General features: G+C 74.1%; 11 protein-coding genes. 7 read left to right on the plus strand and 4 right to left on the minus strand.

Annotated elements, in window-relative coordinates; all coding sequences use genetic code 11:
- Positions 1-37 precede the first annotated feature (37 nt).
- The 4 genes from H505_RS0116230 (at position 38) to H505_RS0116245 (ending at position 4,250) form a co-directional block, all read left to right on the plus strand.
- A complete protein-coding gene (locus H505_RS0116230) occupies positions 38-1,054 on the plus strand; it encodes a DctP family TRAP transporter solute-binding subunit (RefSeq protein WP_026402844.1) in 1,017 nt (338 codons plus the stop codon).
- A gap of 29 nt (positions 1,055-1,083) precedes the next feature.
- Positions 1,084-1,554, plus strand: a complete 471-nt coding sequence (gene aroQ, locus H505_RS42205) for a type II 3-dehydroquinate dehydratase (protein ID WP_051300759.1) — start codon at positions 1,084-1,086, stop codon at positions 1,552-1,554.
- A gap of 32 nt (positions 1,555-1,586) precedes the next feature.
- A complete protein-coding gene (locus H505_RS0116240) occupies positions 1,587-3,482 on the plus strand; it encodes a sugar phosphate isomerase/epimerase and 4-hydroxyphenylpyruvate domain-containing protein (RefSeq protein ID WP_026402845.1) in 1,896 nt (631 codons plus the stop codon).
- A gap of 72 nt (positions 3,483-3,554) precedes the next feature.
- Positions 3,555-4,250 carry a GNAT family N-acetyltransferase gene (locus H505_RS0116245; RefSeq protein ID WP_026402846.1) on the plus strand — a complete coding sequence of 232 codons (696 nt, stop codon included), beginning with the start codon at positions 3,555-3,557 and terminating at the stop codon, positions 4,248-4,250.
- 20 nt (positions 4,251-4,270) lie between these two features.
- Here H505_RS0116245 and H505_RS0116250 read toward each other — a convergent pair whose 3' ends face one another.
- A complete protein-coding gene (locus H505_RS0116250) occupies positions 4,271-4,684 on the minus strand; it encodes a VOC family protein (protein ID WP_026402847.1) in 414 nt (137 codons plus the stop codon).
- 232 nt (positions 4,685-4,916) lie between these two features.
- Between H505_RS0116250 and H505_RS0116255 the strand changes: the two genes are divergently transcribed.
- From H505_RS0116255 to H505_RS0116265, 3 genes are read left to right on the plus strand one after another with little or no spacing between them, the layout of a single operon-like run.
- The gene (locus tag H505_RS0116255) at positions 4,917-6,599 is read left to right on the plus strand and encodes an AMP-binding protein (protein WP_026402848.1); all 1,683 of its coding nucleotides are present in this window, start codon (positions 4,917-4,919) and stop codon (positions 6,597-6,599) included.
- The gene (locus H505_RS0116260) at positions 6,596-8,239 is read left to right on the plus strand and encodes an AMP-binding protein (RefSeq protein ID WP_026402849.1); all 1,644 of its coding nucleotides are present in this window, start codon (positions 6,596-6,598) and stop codon (positions 8,237-8,239) included. Before H505_RS0116255 ends, H505_RS0116260 begins: the two co-directional genes overlap by 4 nt.
- A 54-nt stretch (positions 8,240-8,293) precedes the next feature.
- Positions 8,294-9,199 (plus strand): helix-turn-helix transcriptional regulator, encoded by a 906-nt coding sequence (locus H505_RS0116265; protein ID WP_051300760.1) that lies wholly within the window; start codon positions 8,294-8,296, stop codon positions 9,197-9,199.
- 281 nt (positions 9,200-9,480) lie between these two features.
- Here the strand turns inward: H505_RS0116265 and H505_RS0116270 are convergent, their stop codons facing one another.
- From H505_RS0116270 to H505_RS0116280, 3 genes are read right to left on the minus strand one after another with little or no spacing between them, the layout of a single operon-like run.
- Complete coding sequence (locus tag H505_RS0116270) at positions 9,481-10,896, minus strand: GntP family permease (protein ID WP_026402851.1); 1,416 nt, start codon at positions 10,894-10,896, stop codon at positions 9,481-9,483.
- A gap of 39 nt (positions 10,897-10,935) precedes the next feature.
- Entirely contained in the window at positions 10,936-12,522 is a 1,587-nt protein-coding gene (locus H505_RS0116275) for an N-acyl-D-amino-acid deacylase family protein (RefSeq protein WP_034518181.1), read from the minus strand.
- Complete coding sequence (locus H505_RS0116280; RefSeq protein WP_026402853.1) at positions 12,522-13,778, minus strand: amino acid deaminase; 1,257 nt, start codon at positions 13,776-13,778, stop codon at positions 12,522-12,524. The genes H505_RS0116275 and H505_RS0116280 overlap by 1 nt, the downstream gene beginning before the upstream one ends.
- Between the last annotated feature and the right edge of the window lie 12 nt (positions 13,779-13,790).

Here is a 13,790-nt window from a genome sequence, read left to right on the forward strand (position 1 = left end):
CCCCACCCCACCCCCACCCCCGTTGAGGAGCAGGCACATGCTCAAGACACCCGGAAAGGCGCTGCCGGTCCTGGCCGCCGCGGCCGTCCTGTCGGCCGGTTGCAGTGCGATGAACGGCGGAGGCGGCGACGGAACCGTCACGCTGTCGTTCGCCAACAGCTACACCGACGACCACCCGCACACCCGCTGCGGGATCCAGGCCGTCGCCGACGCGGTCAACGGCCGGGACATCGGCGTGAAGATCGAGACGTTCGCCAACAGCCAGCTCGGCAACGACGCCACGCGCTTCACGTCCGTCAAGAGCGGCGACCTCGACATGGACGTGCAGGGGTCGGCCGCGCTCGCCGGGAGCTTCGCCCCCGTCGGCGTCCTGGACATGGCGTACGCGTTCGACGGCCCCGACCACCTGTTCGCCTTCTTCGACGGCGAGCACGGCACCGAGCTGAAGAAGGACTTCGTCACCGCGACCGGGGCCCGCGTCCTGGACGTCTGGTTCTTCGGGATGCGGCACTTCACCGCCAACTCGGCGATCCGCGAACCCGGCGACCTCAAGGGCCTGCGAATGCGGTTCCCCGACTCCGAGATCTACCTGGAGAATGCCAAGGCCGTCGGTGCGGCCCCCACCGCGGTCGCGTTCGAGGAGCTCTACCTCAGCCTCCAGCGCGGGATCATCGACGGCCAGGAGAATCCGATCCCGACGATCGCGTCGATGAGCCTCGCGGAGGTCCAGAGCCACGTCAGCCTCTCCGGCCACCAGACCGGCTCCCAGCTCATCGTCATCAACGACGACCGCTGGCGAGAGCTCTCGGCCGAGCAGCGGCGGGCGCTGCAGAAGGCCGTCTCCGACACCCGCGCCGCGAACCGGGAATGCATCGAGGAGGACGAGAAGAAGATCCTCGCCGAGTGGCGGAGCGCGGGGAAGCCCGCGGTCGTCGAGGACGTCGACCGCGCCGCGTTCGCCGCGAAGGCCGGGGCGTACTTCACCGAGCACCTGGAGGGCGAGCAGGCCGAGCTGTACAAGGCGGTCCGCGCCTCCGCCCCCGCCGCGCCCTGACCTCCGCCGACCCAAGGAAGGACCCATCCGTGCAGGTTCGCGTGCTGAACGGCCCCAACCTCGGCAGGCTCGGGGTACGGGAACCGGACAAGTACGGCACCGCCACCTATGCCCGGCTCGTCGAGACCTGCCGCGCGGCGGCCGGCGAGCTGGGCATCAAGGCGGCGGTGCGGCAGACCGACGCCGAGCACGAGATGCTCGGCTGGATCCACGAGGCCGCCGACGACGGCGCGGCCGTCGTGCTCAACCCGGCGGCGTGGACGCACACGTCCGTCGCGCTGCGCGACGCCTGCGCGATGCTGACGGCACCGCTCGTCGAGGTGCACCTGACGAACGTGCACGCCCGCGAGCCGTTCCGGCGGCACTCGTACATCTCGCCGGTCGCCGCCGCGGTGATCGCGGGCTGCGGCATCGACGGGTACCTCCTGGCGCTGCGGTGGCTCGCGGCCCGCCGCGCCGCCGACCCCGCCGGCGGCGACGGCCGGCCCGGCGGACCGTGAACCGGCCGCCCCCGGGAAGGGAGGGACCCGCCGTGCGACGATCGATCGCGACGGTGTGCCTGTCGGGCACGCTGGAGGACAAGCTGAGCGCCGCCGCGGCCGCCGGGTTCGACGGCGTCGAGATCTTCGAAAACGACCTGCTCGGCTGCCCGCTCCCGCCCGAGCGGGTCGCGGAGCGCTGCGCCGAGTTCGGCCTGGCCGTCGAGCTCTACCAGCCGTTCCGCGACTTCGAGGCCGTCCCGCCGGACCTGCACCGGCGGAACCTGCGCCGCGCCGCGCACAAGTTCGCGCTGGCGCGGCGGCTCGGCGCGGGCACCGTCCTGGTGTGCTCGTCGGTCGCGCCCGAGGCCGTGGACGACGACGCGCTGGCCGCGCGGCACCTGCGCGCCCTCGCCGACCTCGCCGCCGAGCACGGGGTCCGGGTCGCCTACGAGGCGCTGGCCTGGGGCAGGTTCGTGCGTACGTGGGAGCACTCGGCGGACCTCGTCCTGCGCGCCGACCACCCCGCGCTGGGGCTGTGCCTCGACAGCTTCCACGTCCTGTCGCGCGGCGGCGACATCGCGGGCATCGCGGGGTTCCCCGCCGGGAAGCTCTTCTTCCTCCAGCTCGCCGACGCCCCGCACCTGCGCATGGACGTGCTGCAGTGGAGCCGCCACCACCGGCTCTTCCCGGGGCAGGGCTCCTTCGACCTCACCGGCTTCACCGCGCGGGTGCTCGCGGCGGGCTACACCGGTCCGCTGTCGCTGGAGGTCTTCAACGACGTCTTCCGGCAGGCGCCGCCCGACCGCGCCGCCGTCGACGCGATGCGCTCGCTGATCGTCCTGGAGGAGTCGCTCGCGCGCGAGGAGCCGCACGGGGAGCCGCACGGGGAGCCGCTCGTCCGGCACGGATCCGCGCCCGCCGCCCGGGTCCGGGCCGCGCCCCCGGCGGCGCCCGCCCCGGAGGGCTTCGCCTTCGTGGAGCTGGCGGTCGACGCCGAGGCCGGGACCGAGGTGGCCCGGACGCTCGCCGCGACCGGGTTCGCGCACGTCGGGCAGCACCGGTCGAAGCCGGTGCAGCTGTGGCGGCAGGGCGGGGCCCGGGTGCTGCTCAACGCCGCCGGCCCGCCGGACGCGGGCGGCGCCGCGATCGGCGCTTTCGCCGTCGAGACCGCCGACCCGGAGCGTGCGGCGGCGCGCGCCACCGCGCTGCTCGCGCCCGTCCTGCCGCGGACGCGCGGCGCGGCCGAGGCCGACCTGACCTCGGTGGCCGCCCCCGACGGCACCGCCGTCTTCTTCTGCCGGACGGGCGCCCCGGACGGCTGGCGCGGCGACTTCATCCTCTCCGGGGCGCCCGGGGAGGCCCGGACCGGCGTCACCGCGATCGACCACCTCGCCCTCGCCCAGCCCTTCGACGCGTTCGACGAGGCCGCGCTCTTCTACCGGTCGCTGCTCGGTCTCGCGCCCGAACACGACGCCGAGCTCGCCGCGCCGTTCGGGCTCGTCCGCAGCCGGGCCGTCACCGACCCGGCCCGCCGGCTGCGGCTCGTCCTCGACGGCACGCTGCTGCGCCGCGGCGCCTGGGCCCCGGCCGTCCCCGACCCCCAGCACGTGGCATTCGCGACCGGCGACGTCTTCCGCACCGCGCGGGCCCTGCGCGAGCGCGGCGCCCCGATCCTCCCCGTCCCGGGCAACTACCACGACGACCTGGACGCCCGGATGCCGCTCGCCCCGGACCTGCTCCGCGCCCTCCGCGAGAACGACGTCTTCTACGACCGGGACGGCGACGCGGAGTACTTCCACCTCTGCACGCCGATCCTCGGGTCGCGGGTCTTCTTCGAGTTCGTCCAGCGCTCGCCCGGCTACACCGGGTACGGCGCCGCGAACGCGCCCGTCCGCATGGCGGCCCACCGCGCGGCCCACCGCGCCGCCCGCGCCCGGGCGCGGTGATCGGGGCCCGTCCGTCCGGTGGCGGCCGCGCAGTAGCCTCCTGCGCGGAACGGACGGAACGGAAGGCGCGACATGCCGGCAGACCGCGGCGACGCCGCACTCGACGACCCGGTGGGCGCGTCGCTGCGCGGCCGCCACGCGCACCTCGCCCGCCGGCTCGGCCGGGCCGCCGCCTACGTGCCGGACGTCGCGACGTTCGCCGCGGTGTCCGCCGACCCGGACGCCGCGGAGTGGGACGACCTCGCCCGGCTGCTCGGCCGCGGCGGACTCGCCGACATGTTCAGCAGTCCGGCGGTCCCGCCGCCGGACTGGGAGCCGGTCTTCGTCCTCGACGGGCTGCAGATGGTCTGGGACGGGCCTCCCCCGGAGGACGGGCCCGGCGCGGACGTCGTCGTGCTGGGCGCGGACCGCGTGCCCGAGATGCTCGACCTCGCCGAACGGACCCGGCCGGGGCCGTTCTGGCCGCGCACCCGCGAACTGGGCGCGTACGTCGGCGTCCAGGGGGACGGCGGGCTGGCGGCGATGGCGGGCGAGCGGCTCCGGCCGCCGGGCTGGACCGAGATCAGCGCCGTCTGCACCGCCCCCGAGGCGCGCGGGCGCGGCCTTGCCGCGCGGCTGGTGCGGGCGCTCGTCGCGCGCGCCGCGGCGCGCGGCGAACGTCCCTTCCTGCACGTGGCCGCCGCGAACACGGGTGCGGTCACGCTCTACGAGCGGCTGGGGTTCGCGGTCCGCAAGCCCGTCACCTTCCGCGGGTTCCGCGTCCCCTGACCGCCGCCGGGCCGCCGGGGCTACTCGGCGTAGGGCTGGTCGGTGCCCTGGTCGCTGTAGCCGAGGCTCCAGATGTAGCCGTCCGGGTCGGCGAAGGTGCCGCCGTAGCCGCCCCACGGCAGCGGACCGGCGGGCTTGAGGACCGTGGCGCCGGCCTTCTCGGCCTCCGCCATCACCTCGTCGACCCGGGCCTCGCTGCGGACGACGTAGGTGAGGACGAGCCCGCTGAAGCCGCTGCCCTCGGGGCTCGTGCCGACCTGCTCGGCCAGGCCGTCGCGGCCGTAGAAGCCGACGGGCGACGCCCCGTCGGACTCGAAGAACACCGAGACGCCCCAGTCGTCCTTGATCTTCCAGCCGAGGCCCTCGGTGTAGAACCGCTTGGACGCCTCCATGTCGCGGACGCCGAGGAGGATCGAGCTCACGTGCGCCTTCATGTCCGTCTCCTTGCTGGTCGTGTTGCCGGTCGTGTCGGAGCGGTCTTCCCGACCGCCGTCCACGGCTCACGCTACGAACGCGCAGGGAGCGGGCGCTTCTCGATTCCTGATCGATCCGGTGGCCCGGACGCCGCGGGCGGGGGAGGAGTACCCCCGTTCGGGGGTGGCGTGGGTCACGCCGGTTGGCCAACGATGCTCCCGAGGTGTTCGTCCGGCCACGAGGAGAGACCACATGCCGGCAGTCGAGTTCCGCGGGGCGCGCGACTTCCTGCTCGAGAACCGCGACGACTACGCGGTGGCGTACGAGCGGTTCCGGTGGCCGGTGCTGACCGGCTTCAACTGGGCCGTCGACTGGTTCGACCGGATCGCCGAGGGGAACGACCGGCCCGCGCTGTGGATCGTCGAGGAGGACGGGACGGAGGCGAAGTTCTCGTTCGCCGACCTGTCGCGGCGGTCGAACCAGGTCGCGAACCTGCTGCGCGAGAACGGGGTGCGGCGCGGCGACCGGGTGATCCTGATGCTCGGCAACCAGGTCGAGCTGTGGGAGACGGTGCTCGCCGCGATGAAGCTCGGCGCGGTGATGATCCCCTGCACGCCGCTGCTCGGGCCCGCCGACCTGCAGGACCGGGTGACGCGCGGCGCGGCGAAGCACGTGGTGGCGGGCGCGGAGCACGCCGGGAAGTTCGCCGGGCTGGAGGGCGACTTCACGCGGATCGCGGTGGGCGCGCCCGTCGACGGGTGGGTTCCGTACGCGGACGCGTACGGGCTCGCCGAGGAGTTCGTCCCGTACGGGCAGACGATGTCGGGCGACACGCTCCTGCTGTACTTCACGTCCGGGACGACCGCGAAGCCGAAGCTCGTCGAGCACACGCACGCGTCGTACCCGGCGGGGCACCTGTCGACGATGTACTGGATCGGCCTGCGGCCGGGCGACGTCCACCTGAACATCTCGTCGCCCGGGTGGGCGAAGCACGCGTGGAGCAACATCTTCGCGCCGTGGGACGCCGAGGCGTGCGTGTTCATCTTCAACTACACGCGGTTCGACGCGGACCGGCTGCTCGACACGATCGAGCGGTGCGGCGTCACGAGCTTCTGCGCGCCGCCGACCGTGTGGCGGATGCTGATCCAGGCCGACCTGGGCCGGCTGGGCACCCCGCCGCGCGAGGTGGTGGCGGCGGGCGAGCCGCTGAACCCCGAGGTGATCGAGCGGGTGAAGGACGCGTGGGGCCGCACCATCCGGGACGGCTTCGGGCAGACGGAGACGACCGTGCAGATCGCGAACACGCCGGGGCAGCCGGTGAAGCCGGGGTCGATGGGGCGGCCGGTGCCGGGCTACCGGGTGGCGCTGATCGACCCGGTGACGGGCAAGCCCGGCGACGAGGGCGAGATCTGCCTGGAGCTGGAGGACCGGCCGCTCGGGCTGATGGTCGGGTACCACGGCGACGAGGACCGGACGGCCGAGGCGATGGCGGACGGCTACTACCACACGGGCGACATCGGCTCCCGCGACGCGGACGGCTACATCACCTACGTCGGGCGGGCCGACGACGTGTTCAAGGCGTCCGACTACAAGATCTCCCCGTTCGAGCTGGAGAGCGTGCTGATCGAGCACGAGGCCGTCGCGGAGGCCGCCGTGGTGCCGTCGCCCGACCCGGTGCGGCTCGCGGTGCCGAAGGCGTACGTGACGCTCGCGGCGGGCTGGGCGCCGGACGCCGCGACCGCGAAGGCGATCTTCGAGCACAGCCGGGCGCAGCTGTCCCCGTACAAGCGGGTCCGCCTGCTGGAATTCGGCGAGCTTCCGAAGACGATCTCCGGCAAGATCCGTCGCGTGGAACTGCGGACGAGCGAGATCGACAAGCATCCCGGCGCCGACGACCGGCCCGAGGGCGAGTTCCGTGAGGAGGACCTGCGATGACGCTCTCGTACGCGTCCGGCGCGTCGAAGGCGCCGCTGCTCGGCGACACCATCGGCACGAACCTGGACCGGACCGTCGCCCTGCATCCCGACCGGGACGCGGTGGTCGAGTACGCGACCGACCGGCGCTGGACGTACGCGCGGTTCGCCGCCGACGTCGACGCGGTCGCGCTCGGCCTGCACGCGCGCGGGATCCGCAAGGGCGACCGGGTCGGGATCTGGGCGCCGAACTGCGCCGAGTGGATGCTCGTGCAGTACGCGACGGCGAAGCTCGGCGCGATCCTCGTGAACATCAACCCGTCCTACCGGGTGCACGAACTGGAGTTCGTCCTGAACCAGGCGGGCGTCCGCACGCTGGTCGCGACGCCGGTGTTCAAGACGTCCGACTACGCCGGGATGATCGACCAGGTGCGGCCGCGCTGCAAGCGGCTGACGGACGTGCTGCTGATCGGCACCGCGGAGTGGGACGGGCTGCTGGAGACCGGGCGGGCGGCGGACGCCGCGGTGCTCGCGGAGATCGGCGCGACGCTCAGCGCCGACGACCCGATCAACATCCAGTACACGTCGGGGACGACCGGGTTCCCGAAGGGCGCGACGCTGTCGCACCACAACATCCTCAACAACGGCTACTTCGTCGGCGAGCTGTGCGGCTACGACGAGGAGGACCGCGTCTGCGTGCCGGTGCCGTTCTACCACTGCTTCGGCATGGTGATGGGGAACCTGGCGGCGACGAGCCACGGCGCCTGCGTCGTGATCCCGGCGCCCGCGTTCGACGCGCGCGCGACCATCCAGGCGGCGGCGTCGGAGCGGTGCACGTCCCTGTACGGGGTGCCGACGATGTTCATCGCGGTGCTGAACGAGCCGTCGCTGAACTCGGCGGACCTGTCGGGCCTGCGCACCGGGATCATGGCGGGGTCGCCGTGCCCGGTGGAGGTGATGAAGCAGGTCATCGAGGGGCTGGGGATGGCGGAGGTCGCGATCTGCTACGGGATGACGGAGACGTCGCCGGTGTCGACGCAGACCCGGGCGGACGACACGCTGGACCGCCGCGTGTCCACGGTCGGGACCGTCCACCCGCACCTGGAGGTCAAGGTCGTCGACCCGGCGTCGGGCGCGACGGTCCCGCGCGGGACGCCCGGTGAGCTGTGCACGCGCGGCTACTCGGTCATGCTCGGCTACTGGGAGGAGCCGGAGAAGACGGCCGAGGTGATCGACGCGGCGCGCTGGATGCACACCGGCGACCTCGCGGTGATGGACGACGAGGGGTACGTCAACATCACCGGCCGGATCAAGGACATGGTGATCCGGGGCGGCGAGAACGTGTACCCGCGGGAGATCGAGGAGTTCCTCTACACCCATCCCGACATCGTGGACGCGCAGGTCATCGGCGTCCCGGACGAGCGGTACGGGGAGGAGCTGATGGCGTGGGTGCGGCTGCGGGACGGCGCGCCGCCGCTGACCGCCGAGGCGCTCCGGAAGTTCTGCGACGGAAAGCTCGCCCGGTACAAGATCCCCCGGTACGTGCACATCGTGGACGAGTTCCCCATGACGGTCACCGGAAAGGTGCGGAAGGTCCAGATGCGGGCGGAAGCCGTCGACATCCTGGGCCTCGGCGACGCCGCGGCCGTGCGACACGCCTGAACGATCAGCGTCATCAGGGTTACGGGACGGCCCCTTCCGGTGCATGCTCGACACATGGAGGCGCGGTCATCGGAAGGGCGTCCCGCGGGCCCGGTCCCGGGACCGGACCCGGCGCGGGGCGGCGACGCGGGCGCGGTGCGGGCGGCGGTGCTGGCGCTGCACCGCGCGACGGGCCTGCCGATGGTGTTCGGCGGCGCGCTGACCGGCCGGGACCGGCTGCGCATCACCGAACTGGTCGGCGGCCGCACCGACTCGCTGAACGGGCTCGTCGTGCGGCACGGCTACGGGCTGGGCGGCAAGGCGATGGCGCTGGGCCGCCCCGCGTGGGTGAGCGACTACCCGCGCGCGGCGACGATCAGCCACGACTACGACCGGCCGGTGGGCCGCGAGGGGCTGCTGTCGATCGTGGCGGTGCCGATCGTGGTGCGGCGCCGCGTCCGGGGCGTCCTGTACGGGGCGCTGCGGGAGCCGCTGGGGCTGGCCGACCGGGTGGTGGGCGCGGCGATGCAGACCGCCCGCGACGTCGAGCAGGACCTCGCCGTCCGGGACCGGGCGGACGAGGCGCTGACGCGGCTGCGGCCGGGCGAGGAGGATTCGGCGGCCCGCTGGGAGGAGGTCCGCGCGGTGCACGCGGAGCTGCGGGCGCTGGCCGAGCGGGTGGACGATCCGGTCACCCGGGACCGGCTGCGGGAGGCGACGCTGCGGCTCGCCGCGGCGGGCCTGGCCGAGCCGGCGGCGGACGCCGACGCGGGGCGGGCGCCGCGGCCGGTGCTGTCGCCCCGCGAGCTGGACGTCCTGTCGTACGTGGCGATGGGCTGCACGAACGCGGAGGCGGCGACGCGGCTCGGGCTGGTGCCGGAGACGGTGAAGAGCTACCTGCGGTCGGCGATGCGCAAGCTCGACAGCCACACCCGCATGGAGGCGGTGGCGGCGGCGCGGCGCGCCGGGCTGCTGCCCTGACCGCCCGGACGGGTGCCGGACGGGTGTGTTCGATCGGGCCCGGCGACGGGGTCAGGACGCGCGGGTGCACGCCCGTCGCCGCGGTTCGGCCCCCGCGGTCGTCCCGCTCGACGGATCGTCACCGCGCGGCTGCGCCGGGCCGTGATCGCCCGGTCGTCCCGCCGCGTGCGCGGCGCGGACGTCCGGCCCCCGATGCGTTCGCAACGGTAACACCTCCATGACCTGGCGTGTCCGGGAAATGCACCGATTTCGGGAGCCGGACGGGCTCCGGCGTCCGGCGGCTAGACGAACGCGCTGACGAGCAGCGCCATCGCGAAGCCGACGACGGACAGGATCGTCTCCAGGACGGTCCAGGTCTTCAGGGTGTCGCGGACCGACATGTTGAAGTACCGGGAGATGATCCAGAAGCCGCCGTCGTTGACGTGCGACGCGATGATCGAACCCGCGGAGATCGCGATGGCGATCAGCGCGATGCCCGCCTGCGAGTGGCCGCCGCTCTCCACGAGCGGCGCGACGATGCCGCCGGCGGTGACGATCGCGACGGTCGCGGAGCCCTGCGCGATGCGCAGCCCGCACGCGATCAGGTAGGCGAGCACGATCGTGGGCAGCCCCGCGTCCGACAGCGTCCCGGCGAGGGCCTCCCCGACGCCGGTCTCCGACACGACCTTGCCGAAGAACGCGCCGCCGCCGATGACCAGCAGGATCATGCCGACGGGACGCAGCGACGCGGTCGCGGTGTCGCGCAGTTCGGCGCCCGTGATGCCGCGCCGGATGCCGAGCAGGTACATCGCGAGGAGCACGGCGATGGTGAGCGCGACGACCGGGTTCCCGAGGAAGGTGAGGACGGGCAGGACGGCCGCGTCCTCCCACCACACGGTGCCGAACGTGGCGAGCAGGATCAGCAGGAGCGGGACGGCGATGATGAGCAGCACGGCGCCGAGCGACGGCTCCGTCTGGGCCTTCGCGGGCGTCCCGCCGTCCTCGCCGGCCTCCGGGCCCTTCTTCTCCCCGACGACGAACTCGTCGGGGACCTCGACGATGACGCGCTTGCCGATCCAGGCGCCCCACGCGACGCCCGCGACCAGGAACGCGGGGATGCCGCAGATCAGGCCGAAGACGATCAGCCAGCCGAGCGGGACGCCGAGCAGCCCGGCCGCGGCGACCGGGCCCGGGTGCGGCGGCAGGAAGGCGTGCGTCATCGACAGCCCGGCGAGCAGCGGCATCGCGTACAGGACGAGCGACCGCCCGCCCCGCTTCGCCGTGATGTAGATCAGAGGTGCCAGGACAAAAATGCCTACATCGAAAAAGACGGGGATGCCGAAGATGAGGCCGGCCAGGCCCATGGCGAGGGGGGCGAAGCGTTCGCCGACGAGCCCGAGGAGCCGCCGCGTCAGCACGTCCGCGCCGCCGGACCGTTCCAGGACGGCGCCGAGGATCGTGCCGAGCCCGACGATCGGCGCGATGTGCCCGAGCAGCCCGCCGAACCCCGTCTCCAGGATCGAGTCGCCGGACTTCAGCGCCGTCCCGACGATCTGCTCGACGCTCAGCCCCGCGACGAGCGCGAGCGCGAGACCGGAGACGACGAGGGCGATGAACGGTTCCAGCTTGACCTTGATGATCAGGAAGAGCAGGACCGCGATGGACAGGGCGCACAGCAGCAGCAGGCCGCCCGTCTCATGTTGCAGCCAGTGGACCATGGTGACCTTTCCGGGGGTGGGCGAGGGGTGGCGGGGGGTTCAGCGGGTCGCGCCGTCCGGGGCGCGGCGCAGCGACCGCCCGGGGAGCGCGCCGGTGCGGGCGCCGTCGTCGATGACCGCGGTCCCGCCGACGAACACGTACGGGACGCCGTCGGGACGCCGCCGCGGCTCGTCGAACGTGGCGGTGTCGCGGACCGTCGCCGGGTCGAACAGCACGAGGTCGGCGTGGTACCCGGGCCGGACGAGCCCGCGGTCGGCCAGCCGCAGCCGCCGGGCGGCCCGGCCGGTGAGGTGCGCGACGCACTCCTCCAGCGACAGGACGCCCAGCTCGCGGACGTAGCGGCCGAGGTAGCGGGGGAACGTGCCCCACGCGCGCGGGTGCGGCTTCGCCGCCGCCAGCAGGCCGTCGGACCCGCCGGTGTGGCACGGGTGCCGCATGATCGCCTGGACGTTCTCCTCGTGCCCGACGTGCTGCAGGATCGTCGTCGCGAGGTCGTCCGCGAGGAGCCGCTCGCAGTAGACGTCGAACGCCGCGCGCCCGGTCTCGGCGGCGAGGCCGGCGATCGTCCGCCCGACGACCCGCGGGTCCGGGGAGCCGGAGATTTCGATCGTCTCCCATTCGGACGGGACGCCGTGGCAGCCGTCGGAGCCCTCGACCTCCATCGCGTGCCGGATCCGGGCGCGCTCGTCCGGGTCGGTGAGCCGGGCGCGCAGCGCGTCCGGGCCGCCCGCCGACGCCCAGCTCGGCAGCAGCGCGGCGAGCGTGGTGGAGCCGGGGAGGTAGGGGTAGGTGTCGAGGCTGATGTCGCAGCCGTCGGCGACGGCGGCGTCGAGCAGCCCGAGCAGCTCCCCGGCGCGGCCCTTGTTGACGCCGAAGTTCATGGTGGCGTGGGCGAGGTGCAGGGCGCAGCCGGTGCGGCGCGACAGCTCCACCATCTCGGCGTACGCCTCCAGCGCGCCCGCCCCGTACGAGCGGTGGTGCGGGGCGTAGAACCCGCCGAGGGACGCCACGACGCGGAGCAGCTCGGCGAGTTCGTCGCCGTCCGCGTACATGCCGGGCGTGTAGGTGAGGCCGCTGGACATCCCGACGGCGCCCTCGCGCATGCCGTCCGCGACCAGCTCGCGCTGCCGGTCGAGCTCCGCGGGCGTGGGCGCGCGGTCGTCCCAGCCCATCGCCAGCATCCGGACGGCGCCCTGCGGGACCAGGTAGCAGGCGTTGACGGCGATACCGGCGTCGAGCCGGTCGAGGTACCCGCCGACGCTCCGCCACGACCAGTCGAAGCCGTCCGGGTCGCCGTTCCAGCCGGCGATGGTGCGGCGGATCTGCGGGAGCGTCGTGTCGTCGGCGGGCGCGTACGACAGGCCGTCCTGCCCGAGGACCTCCAGCGTGACGCCCTGGCTCACCTTGGCGACGTGGTCGGGTTCGGTGAGCAGCGCCAGGTCCGAGTGGGCGTGCATGTCGATGAAGCCGGGCGCGAGGACGAGCCCGGCGGCGTCGATCGTCCGGCCGGGGCCGGTCAGCCGGTCGCCGATCTCGGCGATGCGGCCGTCCGCGATCCGCACGTCGGCGACGCGGCCCGGCGCGCCGGTGCCGTCCACGACCGTCGCGCCCCTCACGACCGTCATCAGAACCACGTCCTGACGAGGTCGACGACGCGCGGATGCTCGGCGTCCGCGTCGTCCACGACGGGGATCAGCGTCCACTTGTCGAACGCGGTGCACGGGTGCGAGAGGCCGAGCCGGACGACGTCGCCGACCTCGACGGCCGCGTCCCGCAGGAAGCCGTGCTGGTCGTTGACGGCGGTGACGCGCGCCCCGGCCACCGGCGCGGCGCCCTTGCCGCGGACGCGCTGCGGTTCGGGCATCCCCTCGTCGTACGGGACGTCGCGCTTGCCGGCGTCGAGGAGCGCGAGGGCCGGTTCGGGGCGGGACACGACGCGCGCCCAGCCGTGCATCGCGGACCGCAGGCCCGCCCCGGACGTCCCGCGCGCGAAGGGCGAGATGCCCCGGTAGAAGCCGTCGTCGTGGATCACGTAGGCGCCCGACCGCAGGACGGTCCGGCCGTGCAGCGGCCCGAGCACCTCGACGACCTGGTCGAAGTAGGCGCTGCCGCCGGCCGTCACGACCGGCTCGTCCGTCTCGTAGTCGAGGCGGCGGTGCAGGTCCGCGACGCGGCGCAGGTAGGCGTCCACGGCGGCGCGGCTGCCGTCGGACGCGTCGTGCGCGAACGCGCCCTCGTAGCCGCCCGCCCCGGCGAGCCGCAGGGTGGGCGCGCGGCGGACCGCGTCCGCGACCGCCCGCGCCTCGGCGACGTCCCGGGCGCCCGTGCGTCCGTCCGGGCCGCCGAGCTCCACGACGACATCCACCGGGCGGCTCACGCGCGCCGCCCGCAGCGCCGCGTCCATCAGCTCGACCGTCCGGACCGAGTCGGCCCACGACAGGAACGCGAACGCGGGGTCGGCGTCGAGCTGCGCGCCGAGCCACGCGAGCCCGGCCGGGTCGACGAGCGCGTTGGCGAGCATCAGCCGCCGGACGCCGAACGCGCGCGCCACCCGGAGCTGCGGGAGGTTCGCGAGCGTGATGCCCCACGCGCCCGCGTCGAGCTGCCGCCGCCACAGCGCCGGGGCCATCGTCGTCTTGCCGTGCGGGGCGAGGTCCACCCCGGCGTCGCGGGTCCAGGCCGCCATCGCGGCGACGTTGTGGTCGAGGGCGCCGGCGTCGAGGGTCAGCAGCGGCGTGCCGAACGCGTCGAGCGGGAGCGGGTCGGCGCGCACGTCCGCGACCGACATGCCGTCCGCGGACGCGGGTACCGCCTTGAAGCGCCAGTCGAGCCGCTCGTCCCCGAGCGCGTCCACCGCCGCACCGTCGATGCTCTCCGCCATCTGACCTCCCTC

Source organism: Actinomadura rifamycini DSM 43936 (assembly GCF_000425065.1).
Taxonomy (GTDB): Bacteria; Actinomycetota; Actinomycetes; order Streptosporangiales; family Streptosporangiaceae; genus Spirillospora; species Spirillospora rifamycini.